Genomic DNA, 21,348 nt, shown 5'->3' with positions numbered 1-21,348 from the left:
AATGAATATTAAAAAATTAGATACAACCGAAACATATATAATAGCTAAAACATGAAAACGTATTATTGCACGTATTTTTGACGTGATTTTTGTTAGTTTAATCCCATTAATAATTGGATTAGCAATCCATTATTTAGATAATAAAGGTAATCAAGAATCATGACAATTAATAATTATTTTTATTATTAATATAATTATTGTTATTATATATTTTGTTATTATCCCATGAAAATGTAAGGGTCAAACTTTAGGAAAATTAATTTTTCAAATAAGATTAGTAAATGAAAAAAATCAAGATTTAAAGTTAAAACATTTTTTTTATCGTGAACTATTTTTAGTTTTTATTCCTTTATTATTAATCACTTCAATAATTCTTTTTATGAAATTGACTTTTAATGAAAACATTGCTACTATTAATAGTAATAGTACTTTAAATTCTTGATTAAATATTCTTATTCGTTCTGTAGTTAGTTTTGATTTTGCTTGGTATTGTGGGATTATGATCGTCACTAAAATTGATAAATATCATCAGCTATTCTTTGATCGTAATCATAAAACTTTTGTCATTAACAAGAAACCGCTTGCAACTAATAAACGGAAGATATTAACTAACGTTAATGATCCACATATTCATTTAGTTTATTCTCAACCAGGAAATATTAATGATGACGAATTAGAAAATATAAATAGTCTTTAATAGTATATACTCTTACTAACTTAAGGATAAATAACATGGATAAAACAAAACTTTTAGAAAATCTAAATGAACAACAACTACAAGCAATTATTAATGTTGATGGCCCATGTCGTATTATTGCGGGGGCTGGAGTTGGAAAGACGCGGGTTATAACATATAAAATTGCTTACTTAATTAATGTAATTAAAATTGCTAGTGAAAAAATATTGGCATTAACTTTTACTAATAAAGCAGCACGCGAAATGAAAGAACGAATAATGCAACTTTTAAATGATATTAACATTAATGTTAATATTGTTACTTATCATGCATTATGTGCCAAAATATTAAGAAGAGATATTCATCATTTAAATATTAATAATAATTTTAATATTATTGATCAAGAAGATCAACGAAAAATATTAAAAGATATTTTTCAAAAAGAATTTTCACATAAAGCTGAATTGCAGGAGTTAAGATTATTAAGTTCTAATATTTCTAACTGAAAAAATAATTATCTTTCTCAAGATGAATTATTAGCTGATTATCAAAATCAAGATGAGTGAATTTTACGTATCAAAGTTTTTGAATCGTATAAAAAATATCAATTTATTAATTCATGTTTAGATTTTGATGATTTATTATTATTAGTTGAACGTCTATTTAAAGAATTTCCACATATTTTAACAAAATGAGAAAAGAAATTTGATTTTATTTTAGTTGATGAATTTCAAGACACTAATGATATTCAATATAATATTTTATTATCACTTGCTAAAAATCATAAAAATATTACTGTAGTTGGTGATCCCGATCAAACTATTTATAGTTGAAGAGGAGCAAATATTAATTTAATATTGAATTTTACTAAACAATTTCCTAATACACAAACATTTATTTTAAATCAAAATTATCGTTCAACAACTAAGATTTTAAATACAGCTAATAGTTTAATTAAAAATAATGTTCAACGTATTGAAAAAGAACTGTTTACTAAAAATGATCTTGGTAATGATATTGTTATGTATCATGCTAGTAGTAGTGATCAAGAAGCACATTGAGTTGCAACAACTGTTAAAAAAATTCATTTAAAATATCATTTAGATTTGAATAAAATTGCTATTCTTTATCGTAATAATTATTTATCAAAAGATTTAGAACAAGCTTTGATTAATAATAATATAAATTATAAAATTTTTGGTGGTTATAAATTTTTTGAACGTAAAGAAATTAAAGACATTTTGGCATATTTAAAAATTATTGTTTGAAATGATAATATATCAATGATTAGAATTTTAAATGCAACACCTAAAATTGGACCAAAAGCTATTGATAACTTATTATTACTTGCTAATGAACAATCACTAACTTTAAATGAATACTTATTTAAATTTCAGTATGGATTACCAAAAAATTATCGTCAACATTTACAACCTTTAATTAATTTAATTAATGAGATGCAAACTAATATCAAAGATGTTACTTCTTTACATAACATGGTTGAAAATTTATTAAATAAAACTAATTATTTAAAAAAACTAGAAGATAATCTTGAAAAAGAAAGAATTGAAAATGTTCAACAATTATTAGAACAATTGCTTGAATATGATAGTAGTAATAATGAATTACAAGGCGAAGAATTATTAACGTCATTTTTACAAGAAGTAAGTTTATATACTGATTTAGATGAAAATAGTACTAATAAAGCCGTTAATTTAATGACAATTCACAGTGCTAAAGGTTTAGAATTTGATGTTGTTTTTATAGTTGGCATTAATGAAGGTATTTTGCCTGGAATAGGTAAATCTAGTATAGAAAACTTAGATAAAATTGAAGAAGAACGACGACTTTTTTATGTTTCAATTACTAGGGCAAAAAAATGATTATTTTTATCTAGTGCCAGTGGATATTCATATATCTTGGATCGTATGAAACAACCATCTCGTTTCTTAAAAGATTTAGATCTTAAATATTTAAAAATCATTAATAACGAACATCAAGAAATGGCAGCAACTTATCAAAATCGTAATCATTCTAAATTTAATTACTATAAAGCTGATAATAAAGATAAGGTTGAAATAACTAATAATTGAAATGTTGGAGATATAATTATTCATGAAATTTTTGGCAAAGGTATTATTACTAAATTAATTGGTGATAAAATTCAAGTTGCTTTTCATAAAAATCATGGTGGTATTAGAATTATTAGTTCTAATCATAGTGCTATTAAAAAATTTGTATAAATTTATTTTTATTAAAAATGTCTATTTTTTGGACATTTTTAAGTATTTTTAATTAATTTTTTCAAGTATAAAATTAGAATTAAGATTTATTTTAATTTAATTTTCCTAATAATATTTTAAAATTGGTGCTAAATTGCCAATTATTTTTTATTTTGAAATAACTTTAGAAAAATTAATATTTTAATAAATCTTATTATTTTAATGAAAGGAAAAAAAGTAATTATGATAAAAATAAATTTAGAAACGTGAAAAGGTTTAATTCGTAATTGAATTGAAGTTAACCCTAATCGTGATGGTCAATCAGTTACTAATAAAGTTAAACAACATGCTAACTATTTATTCCAACCTTATTATGATGGAGGATTATGAATAGGAACAACTCCTAGAGACTTAATTAATGGTAAAGAAATTATATTACATGATGGTAAAAAAGTTTTTAATAAAATAAAAGATTTAAAATCTATTACTTTGGCTTTTGTTCAGCAAGCAATTGCAATTAAAGATAAGTTAGAATTAACTATTGCTGGACAGTCTTTGGGCGCCGGATATGATTATTGAGTAGAAAATAAATTGAAACCAGAAGTGCTTAAACCTTTAGTAAAGAATGATGGTTTTAATAATATTGTTGTTGCTTATGGTGGTGCTGCTTCAGCTGTTGGTTATAATCCATGAGATGTTGCATATACGCTATCTAATAAAGATATTAATAAAGCAGTAGCAATGCTACAACCAGCTTTGATTGAGTATCAAGAACGCATTACTAAATTTGCAGGTTTTGAAACTAAAGATATGCCATTAAATTTAGACTTAGATATTGAAGGGATAAACTTTGATAGTGATCATATTAATGGAATGAAGGTTTTATTTACTACATTAACAAAAATGAAAAGAAATAATCAAAATTGAAACTTTAGTGTTACATTACCAGTAATGCCAACAGGGCTAGTTGGTAGAGATATTGAGAATGTTATTAAAATAGCTTTAGAAATATATCAAAAAGCAGATTTAAAAGTTGAAGATTTATTTACAATTAACATTATGGCTATGGATTATGGTGAAATTGTTGGACAAGAAGTAATTGATAAAGGTTTAACTTTTTTTGATATTGCTAAACAAGCAATTAAAAGTACTGCTAACCAATATTTTGAATTAATAAAACAATATTTTCCAAAATCTAATTTATTACTTACTGATGTTTATCAAAAACTAGGTATTACACCAATGATTGGTATTAATGATGTAAATAATAACTATTTTACTTTAGAAGATGCTAAAGATTTATATAATTGAGCACAAACAAATAAATTAGCAAACATTAGAATATGATCATTAAATCGTGATAGTAATGGTAAGATAGATGAAGTTTGAGGAACAAATAATCACAGATTAAAATATTTAAATGAAGGTGATTTTTCAAATGTTTTTACTGGTAATTCAACTTATTGAGTAAAAAGTCCAGTTCGTAAAGTTTAATGTTTTTTTTGATAATTATTATAAAAAATATCAAAATTTAAATAAGAAGAAATTAAGATTTTTTTACTCATTATTTAAGGAAAATTAAAAGTAAAATAATTAGTAATTCTTTATATAACAAATTATAATAATATAATTTGTTATATTTTATTGTTTAATTTGCTAATCACTTTAAAACTACTTTTGTTCTAATATCATAAAATTTTGATAATTAAAAATAATTTATTTTTTGAAAGGAATTACTAATTGAATGTTTAATTTAAAAAAATTAAAATTTTGAGCAAAATCATCTCGTGCTAATAATGAAAAAATTAGTCTTAATGAATTAATATGAATTGGTTTTAACTATACTTGTGGTATTGCATTTCCAATGGCATTAATTGGCATTTATTATTGAAATAATGGTGGCGTTGGTTTACATATGCTATGAGTTATTTTATTATGTGCTTTAATTGCTGCGGGAACTGCACTTGCTTTTACTAAATGTAGTCGTGTTTATCATGACACTAATGGTGGCGCTTATGTTTATGTTCGTGGAGTTTTTGGTCGTTTTTGAGGTTGAATAATTGGTTTTATTCAATATATTACTTTACCTTCAACAATTATTGTAACTATTATTTCTATGTTTCGAGTGAATTTAGATCAATTATCAATTTTTGATTGAGCTCCTGAACGATGATCAAGTTTAATTATTGATAGTATTGGTATTTTTATTTATGCTGCTGTTGCTAGTTGCATGTATTTTGGAATGAAGGGATTTCGTTGATTTGTTAATATTTCTGGTATTATTAAATGAGGTTCTGCTTTGTTTTTAATTGTTTGTGCTATTATTTTGGTAGTAACTAATAAAGGTTTAGCATTTTCAGAAGCGGCTGAAGGAACAAAAAACATTAATTTAACTTTACCAAAAATTAATAATGCATTTAGTGGATTCTTCTATTTCTTTATTGGTTTTGAAACTTTTATTGTTGTTGGAAAAAATGTTAAAAATCCAACTAAAAACTTTGGTAAAGGTATTTTAATAGTTTTATTATTATCAACTATTTTTTATTTAGCTGTATCAGTATTAATATTTGGTGCCATTACTATTGACGGTACAAATGGCCAAAATGGTTGATCTGGAGCTACTAATGAATATAATCCAAATAATGTTATATCAGGAATTGCTGGTATTACTGGTATGATTGTACTAGTTGTTTCTACTTTATCATTGAAATTAAATGGTGCTATGCAAAATTCTTTATATTCTGGTGGTATGATTCAACCATTAGCCAAAGAAGGATATATTACTGAAAAATTAGCCAAATTAAATAAAGAAAATATTGCAATGCGTGCTAGTACAGCTAATTTAATTATTACTATTATTGCTTGTATTATTATGTTAATAATCCCAGATTTAATTGGTGCACCTTTTGATTTTAATACAGTACTAGGATTTTCTACTAACATTACTATTGCTGTATATATTTTTGTATTAGCTGCCACATGTGTTATGGGTTATCGTAAACAAATTAAAATTAAAATTTGAGAATGAATTATTTTTGTTGCTTGTGGTTTATTTTTGCTTAGTCAGTTTGTTGTTTTTAATTATGGTATGGTTAATGACATGATTAATAAAAGAGGCGAAGTATTAATAGCTGTTATTATTGAGTTCTTAATGTTTTGAATGTTTATTGCAATTGCTGTTATTTGATATTTTATTTATTATCAACCAAAATTAAAAATACGCTTAGCATCAAATTTAGATTATCAAAATCAATTAGATCAAGAATTCATACTAATGACTGAAGAAGAAGCAATAAAATATTTACTTAATGAACCCGAAACAGAATTAGAACGAATTAAAATTCATGAAAATGAAGCCAGATCAGTTACAACTTAATTTCTTTAAATTATATTTTAACTTTTAAGAGTAATCATTAATAAATGATTACTCTTTTTCATATGCTCTTATCATTAATATCAATATTTTTAATTATATTTTAAAGAAATTAAAATCTATCATAAAATAATTATTACTGTAATCTATTTTATTTTTTGTTAAAAAATGATTTAATTACTATTATATTTGGAGGAAAAAAAATGATAAATACACAAGTATTGATTTTAGATTTTGGAAGTCAATATACACAATTATTAGCAAGAAGAGTAAGAGAAGCAAATGTTTATACTGAAGTTTTATCTTTTAATATTAGTTATCAAAAAATAAAAACATATCCCAATTTAAAAGCAATTATTTTATCTGGTGGACCATCAAGTGTTTATTTACAAAATGCTTATAAAATTGATCAAGCGATTTTTAATTTACCAGTTGCCATTTTAGGCGTTTGTTATGGCATGCAATTATTAACAAATCATTTTAAAGGGAAAGTAGAATTGGCAGATGAACAAGAATTTGGAAAATCAATTTTATATCTTGATCAACCAAATAATAAATTGTTTAAAAAAGTTGCTAATCAATCAAAAGTATGAATGAGTCATGCTGATCATGTAACAAAAATTCCAAAAGATTTTATACAAATAGCTCATTCTGATTCTTCAATTTCAGCAATTGCACATTTGACTAAACCAATTTATGGTATCCAATTTCATGCTGAAGTTACCCATTCAGAATTTGGTAAGCAAATAATTGAAAATTTTTTATTTACAATAGCAAGTTGCACGAAAGATTGAAGTTTAGATGATTTTATTAGTAATCAAATTTCAGAAATTAAAGATAAAGTCCAAGATAAACAAGTTATTTTAGGTTTAAGTGGTGGAGTTGATTCTTCAGTTGCCGCTGCCATTATTTCTAAGGCAATTGGTAAACAGTTAACTTGCATTTTTGTTGATACAGGTTTATTGAGAAAAAATGAAGCAATTGATGTGATGGAAATTTATAAACAAAATTTTAAACTTAATCTTGAAATGATTGATGCAAGTAAACATTTTTTTACTGCCTTAAAAGGTGTTAAAAATGCTGAAGAAAAAAGAAAAATTATTGGTAAACAATTTATTGATGTATTTACAACAGCAGCAAGAAAATTTAAAACGGCTGATTTTTTAGCACAAGGAACAATTTATCCAGATATTATTGAATCTTCAAGTAAACATGCAAGTTCAAAAACAATTAAAACTCATCATAATGTTGGTGGTTTACCTGATGATTTACAATTTAAATTGTTAGAACCATTAAAAACCTTATTTAAAGATGAAGTAAGAGAAATTGGTTTAAAACTTGGGTTACCTGAAACATTAATTAATCGTCATCCTTTCCCTGGTCCTGGATTAGGAGTTAGAGTTATAGAAGAAGTAACAAAAGAAAAATGTTTAATTTTACAAGAAGTTGATCATATTTTTATTACCAAATTGAAAGAAAAAAATATATATAATCAAGTATCACAAGCATTTGCCACTTTGCTACCAGTTAAAACTGTGGGCGTAATGGGTGATAATCGCACTTATGATTATGTTGTTAGTTTAAGAAGCGTTAATACAATTGACTTTATGACAGCAACAAGTTCACATTTACCATGAGAATTTCTAGATGAAGTTGCAAATGAGATTATTAATAAAGTAGATGGTGTTAATAGAGTAGTTTATGATATTACATCAAAGCCACCAGGTACTATAGAATGGGAGTAAACTATGAATAAAGATTTAAATCAAAAAATAATATGTGAAGGAATTACTTTTGATGATGTATTATTAGTTCCAGGATATTCAGAAGTTTTACCAAATCAAGTTTCTTTAAAAACAAAATTAACAAATAAAATTGAATTAAATATTCCAATTTTATCTGCTGCTATGGATACAGTTACTGAATCTGATCTAGCAATTGCCATGGCAAGAGTTGGTGGTATTGGCATTATTCATAAAAATTTATCAATTGCTGAACAAGCTTTAGAAGTACAAAAAGTGAAAAGAAATGAGTCAGGTTTTATTACTGATCCAATTACTATTGGTGTTCAAACTTTAATTAGTGAAGCAAAATCAATTATGAGTACTTATCGAATTTCTGGATTGCCTGTTGTAAATGAAGAAAATCAACTAATTGGAATTGTTACTAATCGTGATTTGAAATATCTTGATAATGATAATGCATTAGTTAAAAATATTATGACTACCAAAAATTTAATTGTTGGTGATAAAACAACAACAATCGAACAAGCAAAACAAGTTATGTTAAAAAATAAAATTGAAAAACTACCAATTGTTGGTTCAAATAATAAATTGATTGGTTTAATTACAACAAAAGATATTGATAAAGCTATTGATTATCCAAATGCTTGTAAAGATGATCAAGGACGATTAAGAGTTGGTGCTGCTGTTGGTGTTGGTGAAGACACTTTAGCAAGAGTTGAGGCATTAGTTAAAGCAAAAGTTGATGTATTAGTTGTTGATTCAGCACATGGTCATAGTTTAGGGATTTTAAAAACAGTTAAAATAATTCGTAAAACTTATCCAAAATTAGATATTATTGCTGGAAATATTTGTACTGCAGTTGGAGCACAAGCACTTTATGAAGCTGGCGCAAATTGTATTAAAGTTGGTGTTGGTCCTGGTAGCATTTGTACTACTAGAATAATAGCAGGAGTTGGTGTGCCACAAATTACTGCTATTAATGATGTTTATAATTGAGCAAAAAATAAAAACGTAACTGTCATTGCTGATGGTGGTATTAAATATTCTGGTGATATTGTAAAAGCAATTGCTGCTGGTAGCAATTGTGTAATGTTAGGTAGCATTTTAGCCGGAACAGAAGAATCACCAGGTGAGGAAATTATTGTCAATGGTAAAAAATATAAAAATTATGTTGGTATGGGTTCATTAGTTGCCATGAAACGTGGTAGTAGTGATCGTTATTTTCAAAAAGGAATTAAAAAATTAGTGCCAGAAGGAATTGAAGCACGTGTTCCTTTTAAAGGGAAAGTACAAGATGTTGTTTTTCAATTAGTTGGTGGTATTAGAAGTGGTATGGGTTATGTTGGTGCTAAAAATATTTTATCTTTAATCCAAGATTCTAAATTTGTAAAAATTTCAAGTGCTGGTTTAAGAGAATCACATCCTCATGATGTTGAACTAACAAAAGAAGCACCAAATTATAATAAATAAAAAATTTGTATATTTAAAAAAAGTAAGTTTTATTAAAACTTACTTTTTAATTTTAATTAATATTTAATTTTTTTATTAATAACAATTTCATCATTTTGTTGTACGTTATGACGTTTAATTGTAATTTCTTTGTTAGTTTTATTTATAGAAATTTCAGAATAACCACCAAAAAGTGCACTACCACTTAAAACATCATAAATTGTTTTTTTACCAACATTAACTGCAATTATTTTTTCATCATATTTGGTTGGCACAAAGTGTTGATCTCCAGTTAACATTAAAATAACATTGTATTTTGCTAAAATTGCATTTTCAAATTCAGTTCTTTGTTCTTTACTTTATCATTCTTGATCAATTGAAAAATCATCATATCCATAATGAAAAGCTAAAACAATTGGCATATTACTCAAACCAACATTTATTTCTAAATCTTTTTGTAATTCAGTTAATGCTGGCCCAGGATCACTTCTTCCAAAATTTCAACCTGAAGTATCTTTATTAATTGGCGCTAAACTGCATTGAACAAAATGTATACCCAATCAATTTCAAGAATATACAGGAACTTCATTTTTTGAAGTATAATAGAGTAAATGAGCTGCTGTCATAGCATTTTGTTTAACAATATTTTGGTTAAGTCAAGTTTGGTTAACTTTACAACTAGTATCAGAATCATGGTTACCAAAACCTGCTAAAAGATGATTAGAGATTGATGCTAACATTAATTTATAAGAAAATAAATTCCCTGTATATTTAACATAACCTGTTAAATCACCAGAAATAATAACACCTCTATTATTATTTTCTGGTAAATGTTTAGCAAGGGCACTAATTGTTTTGTCACTAACTGATTGAGGATATCCAGCATGAATATCTGCTGTTGCTAAAAAATTAATTTCATCATTACTTTTTATTATACTTGTTAAATTTGAATTAATATTATAAGAAAAATTACTATTGATCATTGATAAAGTATTACTTATTGCAAGTAGTAATAATATTTTTTTCATATCTTTTCCACTCCATATTAATTATAAAATTGCACTTATTGCTGGATTTAATACTAATGGTGGTTCTACTTCATTATTATTTATTGAATTTATTTGTGTTTGTGATAGTAAAGGTGTTGTTTCATCAATTTCTCTACTATTTGTTTGTCTTCTATTTTCATAAAGTACTTTTACATATTCAATAGTTTTTACACTAACAGTTGAAGTTATTGCCATTGTTACTGCTGAAATTAAACCTCATATTAAAACACCCTTAACTGTAGAACGATATGGATTAAAATCATTGTTTATATATTTATCAATAAAATCATATTCCATAATATCTAATCATTCAGCAATCATTGTTGGGATTGAATATCATCCAGCAATATTTCCTATAACTTCACCGAAAATGGTTGAACTTAGTATAATTTTATTTTGTATTTTCATTTTTCTTTTTATCTCCTTTTTTAAAATATAAAAAACCATTTACTTTTAAACTAAAGTAATGGTTAAAAATTAAAACTTATATTAAGTTTACAATTAAGTACTATATCAGAAAAAATAAAAGATATAAGAAATTAGATATATGTGTAATAAATTAATAAAATTGTTACTATGAATAATAACAATTTTATTATTATAAATTTGGTTTATATTCTTTTACTGTATGTTGTATATTTTGTAAATTATCTATTTTTTCATCATTTGCCTTATTTTTTATATGATTAAAATTATTATTAAGAATGGTAGGTATTTTATCTAATTTTTGGTTAAGTATTATTTCTAATTCATTAATTTCTTTTTCCAAAATTTGGCAATCTTCTTTTAATTTTAGTGCTCTTTTTTCTTGCTCCATTACTTTTTTTCATTTCATTGTATGTTTTTGTCCACTAATTTTCATTTCTTGTCCTCATTTTTTACTTAATTCTGGATTATCTTCAATTAAATATTTATTACGTATTTTTTTATATTTAGAATATAATTTTTCTTGTTCTTTTTTAGTATTTGATATTTTTATTTTTTGTTGTTTATAAAGATTATTTAATTCATTAAATTTGTCGATAAGAATTCATATTGATTCATGATATTTTTTTATTTCTAAATTTAGTTGATTAATTTCTATTTTCTGTTTTTCAGTCATTTTAACTACCTTTTATAAATTAATTATTTTTTAAATAATTAATTTATATTTCCTTTCATTTTTCTAAATAAAAAACTATTATTCTTATTTAAAAATAATAGTTTAAAAACTCATATCAAGTTTAACTAAATACTATCATATTTGATTAATAAATATAGAAAATTGATTAGAAGATTTATAATTATATTTCAACTCCTTTTAAATCATTGATGTTTACTCCTATTTTTGATATAAATAATTTGTATTTAAAATAATACAAATTTTTATTGAAAATAGAAGAATATTATTCTTAAATATTTGGTAGTTTTAAGAACTTTATTCACTAAAATAAAGTTCTTTTGATTTTAGTATACAATTAAATTATACGTTTTAAGAAAGGTTGGTTGATAATGCAATTTTTTAAAAAGAAGCATATAGAACAAAAAACAACAACCATGTTTAAACAATTTTCGCAACTATCGAAAGAAGAAGTTATCCAACAATTAGATGGTAGTATGTACGGATTAAAAAAGGAAGAAGTAGAAGACAGACTTAAAAAATATGGTAAAAATGTTTTTTCTCATAAACGATTTGTTTGATACAAAAAATTAATGCACAATATTTTTAATCCTTTTATTATTGTTTTAATGATAATAGTTATCTATAATTTTATTAGTTACAGTATTATTGATACTAATACTGATAAAAATGTTGATTTGTACAGTGCTATTATTGTTTTAGTAATGATTATTTTGAGTGTTTTTATATCTTACTTTCAAGATTATCGTTCCTATAAATCTTCAGAAAAATTACGACAATTAATTGAAACAACAGCCAGTGTTTTTAGATTTAGTAATAAAAATAAAAAAATTGATTTTAATGCTTTAAATAGTGTTGCCAATTTTACAAAAGAAGTATTAATTGAAAATTTAGTACCGGGTGATATTATTTTCTTATCTTCTGGTGATATGATTCCTGCTGACGTTCGAATTTTAGTTTCAACCGATCTATTTATTAATCAATCGGCACTAACTGGTGAAACATTTCCTGTTGAAAAACACGCTATTAATACTAAAGATGATAATAAAAAAAGTAGTATCCTAGAATTAGAAAACATATGTTTTATGGGTACTAGTATTGTTTCAGGTGGTGCTATTGCTATTGTTATTGCATCAGGTGTTAATACTTATTTTGGATCAATTGCTAGTGCAGTAACTAGTAAACGTCCTGTTACTAGTTTTAGTAAAGGTATTAAAAAAGTTACTTACATTCTTATTGGTTTTATGTGTGTAATGGTACCATTAATATTTATTGTTAATGTAATTACTAAAAATAATATTTTAACAGCGTTAATATTTTCAATATCAGTTGCTGTTGGTATTACCCCCGAAATGCTACCAATGATTGTTAGTGCTAACTTAGCAAAAGGTGCAATTAGATTATCACATAAAAAAGTAATTGTTAAAAATTTAACTAGTATTCAAAGTTTTGGTGCAATGGATGTTTTATGCACTGATAAAACTGGTACTTTAACTGAGGATAGAATTGAGTTGGTTAAACACTTAGATCCAGAAGGTGTTGAATCAAACAAAGTTTTAGAAATGGCATATTTAAATAGTTCTTTACAAACTGGATTAAAAAATAATATTGATAAAACAATTGTCCAACACATTAAAGCTCATCATAATAAAATAGTTGAAATGCCCTATCGTAAAATTGATGAAATACCTTTTGATTTTATAAGAAGACGAATGTCAATAGTAGTTTCAAAAGATAAAATTAATAATACTTTAATTTGCAAAGGAGCAGTAGAAGAAATATTAAAAATTTGTACTAAAGTTGAAATTGGGGAGAAAGTAATTACCTTAACTGATAAAATTAAAGAAAATATTTTAAAATTAAGTACGGAATTAAATAATGATGGTTTACGAGTAATTGCAATTGGCTATCAAGATTTTGCTAGTGACAAAACAATTTTTAAAATAGAAGATGAATCTAATTTAGTTTTATTAGGATATATAGGTTTTTTAGATGTACCTAAACCTAGTGCTATTAAAGCAATAACAACTCTTAATCAACACGGAATTGATGTTAAAATTTTGACTGGTGATAATGAAATTGTTACTAAAGCAATTTGTAAAAAGGTGGGGTTAGAACCAGGAATTCCTTTATTAGGTAGTGACATTGAAGATATGGATGATCAACATTTACAAGCATTAGTAAATAAAACTACTATTTTTGCGAAAATGGACCCATTACAAAAATCAAGAATTATTGATATTTTAAAGTTAAATGGTCACACTGTTGGCTTTTTAGGTGATGGTATTAATGATGCTGTTGCTTTGCATCACGCTGATGTTGGAATATCTGTTAATAGTGCTACTGATATTGCCAAAGAAGCATCTGATATTATTTTATTAGAAAAAGATTTAGATGTTTTAGAGCAAGGAGTGATCAGTGGTAGAAATACTTTTGGTAATATTTTAAAATATATTAAAATTACTATTTCCTCTAATTTTGGTAATTCATTAAGTATTTTAATTGCTTCAATTTGATTACCTTTTTTACCAATGATGGCAATTCAAATTTTACTACAAAATTTATTATATGATATTTCTCAATTAGCAATTCCTTGAGATAGGGTTGATGAAGACTTTATTAAAAAACCACAAAAATGAAATGCAAAAAGCATTTTACCTTTTGCATTCTGGAATGGACCGCTAAGTTCAATATTTGATATAACCACCTTTTTATTTTTAGGATACGGTTTACATATATTTGCCAATTTTGCTAATGTAGATCCTAATAGTGCTGCTGGCATATATCAACAATCATTATTTCATACTGGATGATTTATTTTAGGAGTTACTTCACAAACATTAATTGTACAATTATTACGAACTTCTAAGGTACCTTTTATTCAAAGCATGCCATCTCATCAGCTATTTTTAACAACAATTATAATTACTATTATTGGCATTAGTATTCCATATACACAATTAGGAGCTACTATTGGTTTAACACCAATTCCTTTAATTTTTTATGCTTATTTAGCTGGCGTTGTCATTGTTTATTTCATTGCTAGTCAATTATTAAAAATGATATATATAAAGGTTAATAAACGCTGATTGTAAACTAAATTTTAATTTTAAGATAAATGTATTCGATTTTTTTAAAAATTATGATATAAATAAGTGTAAAACTAAAGAAAGTTTTTGTATTCCTGTTACTTTATTAAAAGTAACAGGAATTTCATATTATAGATAGGAACAGATAAAAGTATGCTAACATTAAATTACCTTATTGATCAATTTCAAAATAAAAAAATTCAATTTTCTATTATTGAAGATTTTATGAATAATCCAAACATTAGTGATGAGGAAGTTATTGGTTTAGATAATAACAATAGAAATGCCCTTCATAATAGTTTTTTATTAGATTTAGATGAAGGAGCAGAAATAGAAGATGAATATAACTATGATCCACACGAGGAAGGTTGAGAAACTTCAAGTGAATTAATAGAATTTAGAACTAATAAAATAAAACTTATTAATTGATTAATAAATTTTAAAAAAAATGATAAAAAATTTTTAAATCAACAAGATATTGAAGGAAATTCACCTTTACATTTAGCAATTATGAAACAATATATTGTAGACTGAAAACTTGGAGGAGAGTTTAAAAATATAGCAAAGCAACTAATTAATAATTCACAAGTTAATCCCAATTTAGTAAATTTGCAAAATGAAACTCCATTTTGCAAATTATTAATACAAGAAATTAATAAAGCTGATGCATATCCGACAAATAAAGAAATTCGTGAATTAGTTAATGATTTTCAAAATAATTCTCATTTTAATATTAATAGTGTTAATATTAAAAATCAAAATCTTTTACATATTATTGCTAAAGAAGGTAATAAAACTGATTTTAGAATTAATTTTGCCATCACTAAAAAAACTAATTTTTATCAAATAGATGATAATGGTAATATACCTTATGAAATAGCAATCCTAAACAACAATTTTGATATGTTAGAAATAATAGAAAATTGCAAATATTTTGATATTAATACACCTATTGATGAGTTTAATAACACTATATTACATAGAGCAATTAGAAGTAATAATAAAAAAATTATAAGAACACTATTATTAAAAAATGAAAATGGTGATTTAGAAATTAATTTTGATATTAAAAATAAAAATAATGAAAAACCTTTTAAATTTGAAGATATGATAATTGATTGATTACATCAATTACCAAGAAATCAAAATCAAATTGAAATGATGATTATTGATTTTTTAATAACAAATGAATGTAATTATAATAATTATATAACTAGAGAAGGATTAACTTGATGAACTTTAGCTATTAAATATAACTTAAAAGAAGTTACTAATTATTTGGTTAATAGTGTATTAACTGATATTAACAAAATAGATAGTAATCCTTTTAAAAATAAAAATTATCTTCTTGATAATGAGATAAAAGAAGAAGTAGATAGTATGTTAGATGATTTATCATATGTTGATTCAAAAATTATAACATTTATTAAAAAACTTCCAAATTGTCCTAATTTTAATGAATTACAAAAAGATGTTTTAGAACAACGAGTAACTGCTTTTCATAATTTCAAAAAATATCAAACTGATCAAAATTTATCTGATAATGAAAAAGCAATTTTTAAGATATACCTAGATGCAATATTAGATGAAGATGATACAAATTGATCAGAAGAAAAGAAAACAGATTTTAATAAAGTAAAAGAATGATTAACAAAAGAAGAAGTTAACAAAGAAAAGCGTAAATTAGAAAATACAGAAAAAAATGATAGCGAAAAAAGAAGAAAGTTATCAATTGGATAACTACTACTAAAACTTTTCTTAAAAATTAATATTTTAATAAAAATAACTGTAAAATAATAATAAATAGTTTCCATATTATTTATAAAAATAGATAAATATTATTGTAAAGTTAATTAAATTTGTTAATATTGTTACGTTGTATAAATAAAAATATTTTTATTTTTCAAAATATATATTAATTTTCTTTATTATATTAGATTTAAGGGAGCAAAAATAAATGAAAAAAATACAAATAATAACAATATTATTATTTATTTTAACTATTTTATTTATAATTTCTGGTTTAATTCTCATAGATTTTTGTGATTATCATTCTCATATTCGTAATCAAACAACGTTAAAGTTTGAAAATATAGAAAGAAATGGATTTCAAATATTAGCTATAACTAGCATATATCATATTTTAGAATGTTCACCAAAATACGTATGTTATATAAGTCAAAATATTGGAAATTATTATAATTGAATAGAATTACAAATTGGAGTTATTTTTTGTATAATTTTAACTCCAATTTTTGGATTTTTTACTATTGCATTAACTTTTTTAATTATTGGTTTAAAAGTAAAAATAAATAATAATTTTTGAGATGCAATCGAAAATTGTGAAATAATTAACAATTACTATATTCATTAAAATTTAATAATTTATATTTATTATTAATATTTCAATACTAACAATAATATATTATTTTTTACTATTATTATTTTTCTACATTTCAATAATGTTAAATGTTATTATATTTATATAGTTTAAAATGATATATAGGTGATATAAATGAAATTAAAAATAAAAAATATTGGTCCTTTTAATGATACTTCTTTAAATATTGGTGATATTACTATTATTGCTGGTGTTAATGATACTGGTAAAAGTTACTTAAGTAGGTTAGTTTTTGCAATGGTGAAAATTGCTACTAGTGATATTAAGTCAGAAATAATTAAGAATTTTTTTAACTTTGCTGAAGATACTTTTACACAAATTGAAAATACTGGTAGTAATTTTCTTGAAACAAATTTTAATAGTAGTGAAAAAGAAAGTACTTTATTTAAAGAAATTGAATCTATTTATAATAATATTAATCTAAATAATAAAACATTTATGCAAAAATGAATAACAAATTTCAACTATAAAATTGAAAAATTTAATAATTTTTGAATTAATTTATTAACAGACTATCATCAATTGCTAAAAATAAATGATGATTTAATTACCAAAACATTACAAAGAATTGAATTAGATACTAATAAAGATAGTTACAAAATTAAAATTATTAAATATACAATTAATATTATTAATAATGATATTTTACAAACCTTAGAATTATTTAATAATAAAGATACTGATATCATTTCATATTTAATGGCTAATATTCTTCGTGAAAACTTTCATGGTGAAAACTTAAGAAATAAAAAATATAATAATAAAGATAGTTATTTAAAACTTAGTTTAGACAATAACAAAACTTTAACGATCAATATTAATGAAAATAATAAATTTTCTTTAGAACATGAGTTTAATTATTTAGAAAATATTATTGAAAATCCAATAATTGATGCTACTTATATTAGTGATACTGACCAAATTTTAAATTTAATGATTGAAGAAAGTCTTAGTAAAAAACAATCATCATATATGTTAGAGAGTGAAAAATTAAAATTATCATTAAATAACATTTTCAAATTTAAAAAGTGTCACTACTTAGATGATTTTAAAAATAAAATTAATATTCAAAAAAATATTGAACAGTATAGTAATTTGAAATTAGTATTAATTAAACAAAAAATTAATCAAGAACTTGAAAACTATTTTGGTAATGAAAATAAAATTAACTTTGAAAATGGTAGTTTAACTAAAAATGGTATTACCATTAAACTTGCCAACTCCTCACGTGGATTAAAAATTATTGAATCATTTAAAGAAATGGTTAAAAGTGACTTTTTTAAAGAAGGTAACTTAGTAATTATTGATGAACCCGAAGCCTATATTCATCCAGAATGACAATATTTATTTACTAAACTATTATTAAATATTTCTAAAATAATTAATTTTAAATTAATTATTTCAACACATAGTCCATATATTCTTGAAACAATAACTTCACTAGCAAGTCGTGACTTTAAAAACTTAAATTTTAAATATAATTTTATTAATAAAGATAAAAATTTTGATTCTTGTATAATTGAAGAGAATAGTTTAGATCACATTAATGAAGCTTTAAGTTATCCATATAGGGAGTTAGACGAATATGAATTTAAATGAGACATTAAAAAATAATTTAATATTTATTTATAAAAAAAATAAAAAAACATTTCGTTTGTTATCTTATAGTACTGCTTCTAAAACATATTCTTCAGATTCTGAAGAATATGCAATTGATGGTGATAATATTAAACTTTTATGTTGTAGTCATTCACGTGGTATTAAGTCAATTGATGCTATCACTTATAATAAAAGAAATGAATTTTTATTCATTGAATTTAAAATTCAAAAACATTTTCATGAAGACATTATTAATGATTTATCAAAAAAATTTACTGATAGCTTTATTTGTTTTCAACATAATATTGATAAAAAACATGAAATTTCTTTTGACAAAATTAAATGTTTTTTTGTATTTAATATTAGAAGAGAAACTGATCGTAATATTAGAAATATCAAAAGAATTAAAAAGAAATTAAATAATAAAGTTGATGAATTAAATAAAGAACATCGCATTTCTTTAAATTTTAAAATCATTTATTCGTCAACTTTTGATCATAGTATTGATTATTTTAAAATGGATGACTACTTTAGTGAAGTTAAGTAAAATTTATATTTTAAAATGAAAAATGCACCGTAATTAGATTATAAAATCATTATGGCGCATTTTATTTTTATTTTACTAAAATTTTTTTAGTAAACTTTTTTGATTTACTTGTTGTAAGTTTTGTATTATTTACTACTGGTTTTAATTTGTCAAAATTAACATTTTTAATATCATTATTTAGTTCTTGATTTTTACAAATTTTATATATTTTTCTTATTCTTTCATTTTTTAACATTGATTTTCTTGCTTTATAAATCTTAAATGCTATAACTGATCCAATTACTCCACCAATTGCATATGGCATAATTTTAATTAAAGTTTCAATTCCTGAAAAAAATGAAGTAATACCGTTATAAAATGATTCAATATTATTACCAATATTATTAAAGAAAGTTTTTACATTATTACCAAAATCTTTAAAGGCAGTTTCAAAATTATGAACAAATGTTTGAAAACCTTCACTAATTTCATTACTCAGAGATTGAAACTCCTTACCTAAATCATTAAAAAAAAATTCTAGATCATTACTAACAATTTGAAAACCTTCACTAATTTCATTACCAAGAGATTGAAACTCCTTACCTAAATCATTAAAGACATTACTTGCATCATTGTTAAAATATTGAAAATTAGTATTTAAATCTTTTGTAAATACTTCAAATTCTGAACTTATATTATCACTAAAATTATTAAAGAAAGTTTCAGTATCATTTCCAAAAGACTGAAACTGTGAACCTAAATCATTAAACAAGTCTTCGATAGGATCAAAATGCATAAGTAATCCTCCTTTAAACTATATCTGATTTTATTATTTGTTTCATTAACGTATATGATATTACATAGAAATAAGAGGTTTTTGGTTTTCTTGTTTATCAGCAACAGGTTTTGAAGATGAACTTATAGACATTAAATTAGCAGCATTTATTACATCTTGAGAAATAGGATTACCCTTATTTAAAGTAGCAAAAGTCATAGGAGCAGTAGATAATGTGTTTGCTAATTCTTTTGTAAGAATATCATCGACTGAATTATTTTGAATACTCAATTCTTTTAATTGTTGTTCTTGCTTTTGAAATTTTGCATCTAATTTCATGTTTCGTAATAAAAGTTCTCTCTTTTTTATTGCTTCTTCTTTTAATGCTAATTTTTTTTCAAAATCAGTATACAAACTATTTTCTTTGTTTTGTTCAAATTCTTCTTCGGATTCTGAATCTGATGAATTATTTATATTTTCTAATAGCATGTTTTGTAATTTTTCTTGTCGTTTTGCTTTTTTTTCAGCAATATTAGCTTTGTAATTTTGTTTTACAACAGATCCTATTATTGCTCCACCAACAGCTGATGAAATTCCAACAGGCACATCAAAAATAGTATTAGGATTATTATCAGTAAGTCCTGCACCAAATCCACCTGCTAAAAACCCTATCGCACCACCTAATGTTGGTGCATGATTAGTAGCAATTTTTCCCGCTTTTTTTGCTGTACTTTTTGTTTTGGATATCATTTCTTCTTGTATTGCTTTTTGTTTTTTATAATTTTGAAAATTTTTATATTCTTTTTCTGTCATTTGTATATTTTGTATATTTTTAGGCATATCTTTTTATCTTCCTTTCAAATATTTTAATTTAATAAAAAACCTAATATAAAGAAATATCTATATTAGGATTGGACATCTATTAAATTATAATTAGAATTGTAATTTATTTTTTTTAATATGTCAATTAAAATGCTTTTTTAGTTTAAATAATTAAATTATCAATAATACTCTTAATTTCTTCTGCTTCTTTAAATTCATTTTTTCGTTTGAAGGCTATACATAAATTAGATAATAAAATTTCTTGATTATTAGTTTTTTCAATTTCATTTTTTAAAACAAAATAAAGGTACCCACACTGTCAAAAAGTTGGCTTTCTAAGAACTAAATAATTAATATTATTAATCATAATAGTATTTTTAGTTTGTTTTTTTAAACTAAAAGTTGTTAATCCTTTATGATAAATAGTTATTTTTTTATCATCAATAGTTATTGTACTTCGACTATATTGATTTTCAAATCATCAATTTTTTTTATTATTCAT

At 23.5% G+C, this 21,348-nt stretch carries 18 protein-coding genes; 11 read left to right on the top strand and 7 right to left on the bottom strand.

Annotation, left to right across the window (positions count from 1 at the left end):
- The first annotated feature begins 1 nt into the window (after position 1).
- The 6 genes from AACK96_RS03890 to guaB all read left to right on the top strand — a co-directional run bounded on the left by AACK96_RS03890 (position 2) and on the right by guaB (position 9,486).
- On the top strand, positions 2-697 hold the full coding sequence (locus tag AACK96_RS03890; protein WP_338975110.1) for an RDD family protein: 696 nt from the start codon (positions 2-4) through the stop codon (positions 695-697).
- A 35-nt stretch (positions 698-732) separates the two neighbouring features.
- Positions 733-2,919, top strand: a complete 2,187-nt coding sequence (locus tag AACK96_RS03885; protein WP_338975109.1) for an ATP-dependent helicase — start codon at positions 733-735, stop codon at positions 2,917-2,919.
- Positions 2,920-3,141: 222 nt separating this feature from the next.
- A complete protein-coding gene (locus tag AACK96_RS03880; RefSeq protein WP_338975108.1) occupies positions 3,142-4,392 on the top strand; it encodes a hypothetical protein in 1,251 nt (416 codons plus the stop codon).
- Between the two features lie 250 nt (positions 4,393-4,642).
- Positions 4,643-6,274 (top strand): APC family permease, encoded by a 1,632-nt coding sequence (locus tag AACK96_RS03875; protein WP_338975107.1) that lies wholly within the window; start codon positions 4,643-4,645, stop codon positions 6,272-6,274.
- Positions 6,275-6,474: 200 nt separating this feature from the next.
- Positions 6,475-8,016, top strand: coding sequence for a glutamine-hydrolyzing GMP synthase (guaA, locus tag AACK96_RS03870; protein ID WP_338975106.1), 1,542 nt, complete (start codon positions 6,475-6,477; stop codon positions 8,014-8,016).
- 3 nt (positions 8,017-8,019) lie between these two features.
- Positions 8,020-9,486, top strand: a complete 1,467-nt coding sequence (guaB, locus tag AACK96_RS03865) for an IMP dehydrogenase (RefSeq protein ID WP_338975105.1) — start codon at positions 8,020-8,022, stop codon at positions 9,484-9,486.
- A gap of 56 nt (positions 9,487-9,542) precedes the next feature.
- On the opposite strand, the gene AACK96_RS03860 is transcribed toward guaB, so the two are convergent.
- From AACK96_RS03860 to AACK96_RS03845, 4 genes are all read right to left on the bottom strand, one after another.
- On the bottom strand, positions 9,543-9,764 hold the full coding sequence (locus AACK96_RS03860; RefSeq protein WP_338975104.1) for a hypothetical protein: 222 nt from the start codon (positions 9,762-9,764) through the stop codon (positions 9,543-9,545).
- 60 nt (positions 9,765-9,824) lie between these two features.
- The gene (locus AACK96_RS03855; RefSeq protein WP_338975103.1) at positions 9,825-10,493 is read right to left on the bottom strand and encodes a metallophosphoesterase; all 669 of its coding nucleotides are present in this window, start codon (positions 10,491-10,493) and stop codon (positions 9,825-9,827) included.
- Between the two features lie 21 nt (positions 10,494-10,514).
- Complete coding sequence (locus tag AACK96_RS03850; RefSeq protein WP_338975102.1) at positions 10,515-10,922, bottom strand: hypothetical protein; 408 nt, start codon at positions 10,920-10,922, stop codon at positions 10,515-10,517.
- Between the two features lie 190 nt (positions 10,923-11,112).
- A complete protein-coding gene (locus tag AACK96_RS03845; RefSeq protein ID WP_338975100.1) occupies positions 11,113-11,616 on the bottom strand; it encodes a hypothetical protein in 504 nt (167 codons plus the stop codon).
- Between the two features lie 389 nt (positions 11,617-12,005).
- Here AACK96_RS03845 and mgtA point away from each other — a divergent pair, with 389 nt between their 5' ends.
- From mgtA to AACK96_RS03820, 5 genes are all read left to right on the top strand, one after another.
- Entirely contained in the window at positions 12,006-14,729 is a 2,724-nt protein-coding gene (gene mgtA / locus AACK96_RS03840) for a magnesium-translocating P-type ATPase (protein WP_338975099.1), read from the top strand.
- A 147-nt stretch (positions 14,730-14,876) separates the two neighbouring features.
- Positions 14,877-16,463, top strand: a complete 1,587-nt coding sequence (locus AACK96_RS03835) for an ankyrin repeat domain-containing protein (RefSeq protein WP_338975098.1) — start codon at positions 14,877-14,879, stop codon at positions 16,461-16,463.
- A gap of 217 nt (positions 16,464-16,680) precedes the next feature.
- On the top strand, positions 16,681-17,097 hold the full coding sequence (locus AACK96_RS03830; protein ID WP_338975097.1) for a hypothetical protein: 417 nt from the start codon (positions 16,681-16,683) through the stop codon (positions 17,095-17,097).
- Between the two features lie 141 nt (positions 17,098-17,238).
- Positions 17,239-18,738 (top strand): AAA family ATPase, encoded by a 1,500-nt coding sequence (locus AACK96_RS03825; protein WP_338975096.1) that lies wholly within the window; start codon positions 17,239-17,241, stop codon positions 18,736-18,738.
- Positions 18,710-19,270, top strand: coding sequence for a hypothetical protein (locus tag AACK96_RS03820; protein WP_338975095.1), 561 nt, complete (start codon positions 18,710-18,712; stop codon positions 19,268-19,270). The genes AACK96_RS03825 and AACK96_RS03820 overlap by 29 nt, the downstream gene beginning before the upstream one ends.
- Before the next feature lie 67 nt (positions 19,271-19,337).
- On the opposite strand, the gene AACK96_RS03815 is transcribed toward AACK96_RS03820, so the two are convergent.
- From AACK96_RS03815 to AACK96_RS03805, 3 genes are all read right to left on the bottom strand, one after another.
- Positions 19,338-20,045, bottom strand: coding sequence for a hypothetical protein (locus AACK96_RS03815; RefSeq protein WP_338975094.1), 708 nt, complete (start codon positions 20,043-20,045; stop codon positions 19,338-19,340).
- A gap of 60 nt (positions 20,046-20,105) precedes the next feature.
- Entirely contained in the window at positions 20,106-20,864 is a 759-nt protein-coding gene (locus AACK96_RS03810; RefSeq protein ID WP_338975093.1) for a hypothetical protein, read from the bottom strand.
- Between the two features lie 145 nt (positions 20,865-21,009).
- Positions 21,010-21,348 (bottom strand): hypothetical protein, encoded by a 339-nt coding sequence (locus AACK96_RS03805; protein ID WP_338962903.1) that lies wholly within the window; start codon positions 21,346-21,348, stop codon positions 21,010-21,012.

This window comes from Spiroplasma endosymbiont of Tricholauxania praeusta, from assembly GCF_964019535.1.
Classification (GTDB): domain Bacteria; phylum Bacillota_I; class Bacilli_A; order Mycoplasmatales; family VBWQ01; genus Spiroplasma_E; species Spiroplasma_E ixodetis_A.
This window is presented reverse-complemented; position numbering and strand designations above follow the sequence as displayed.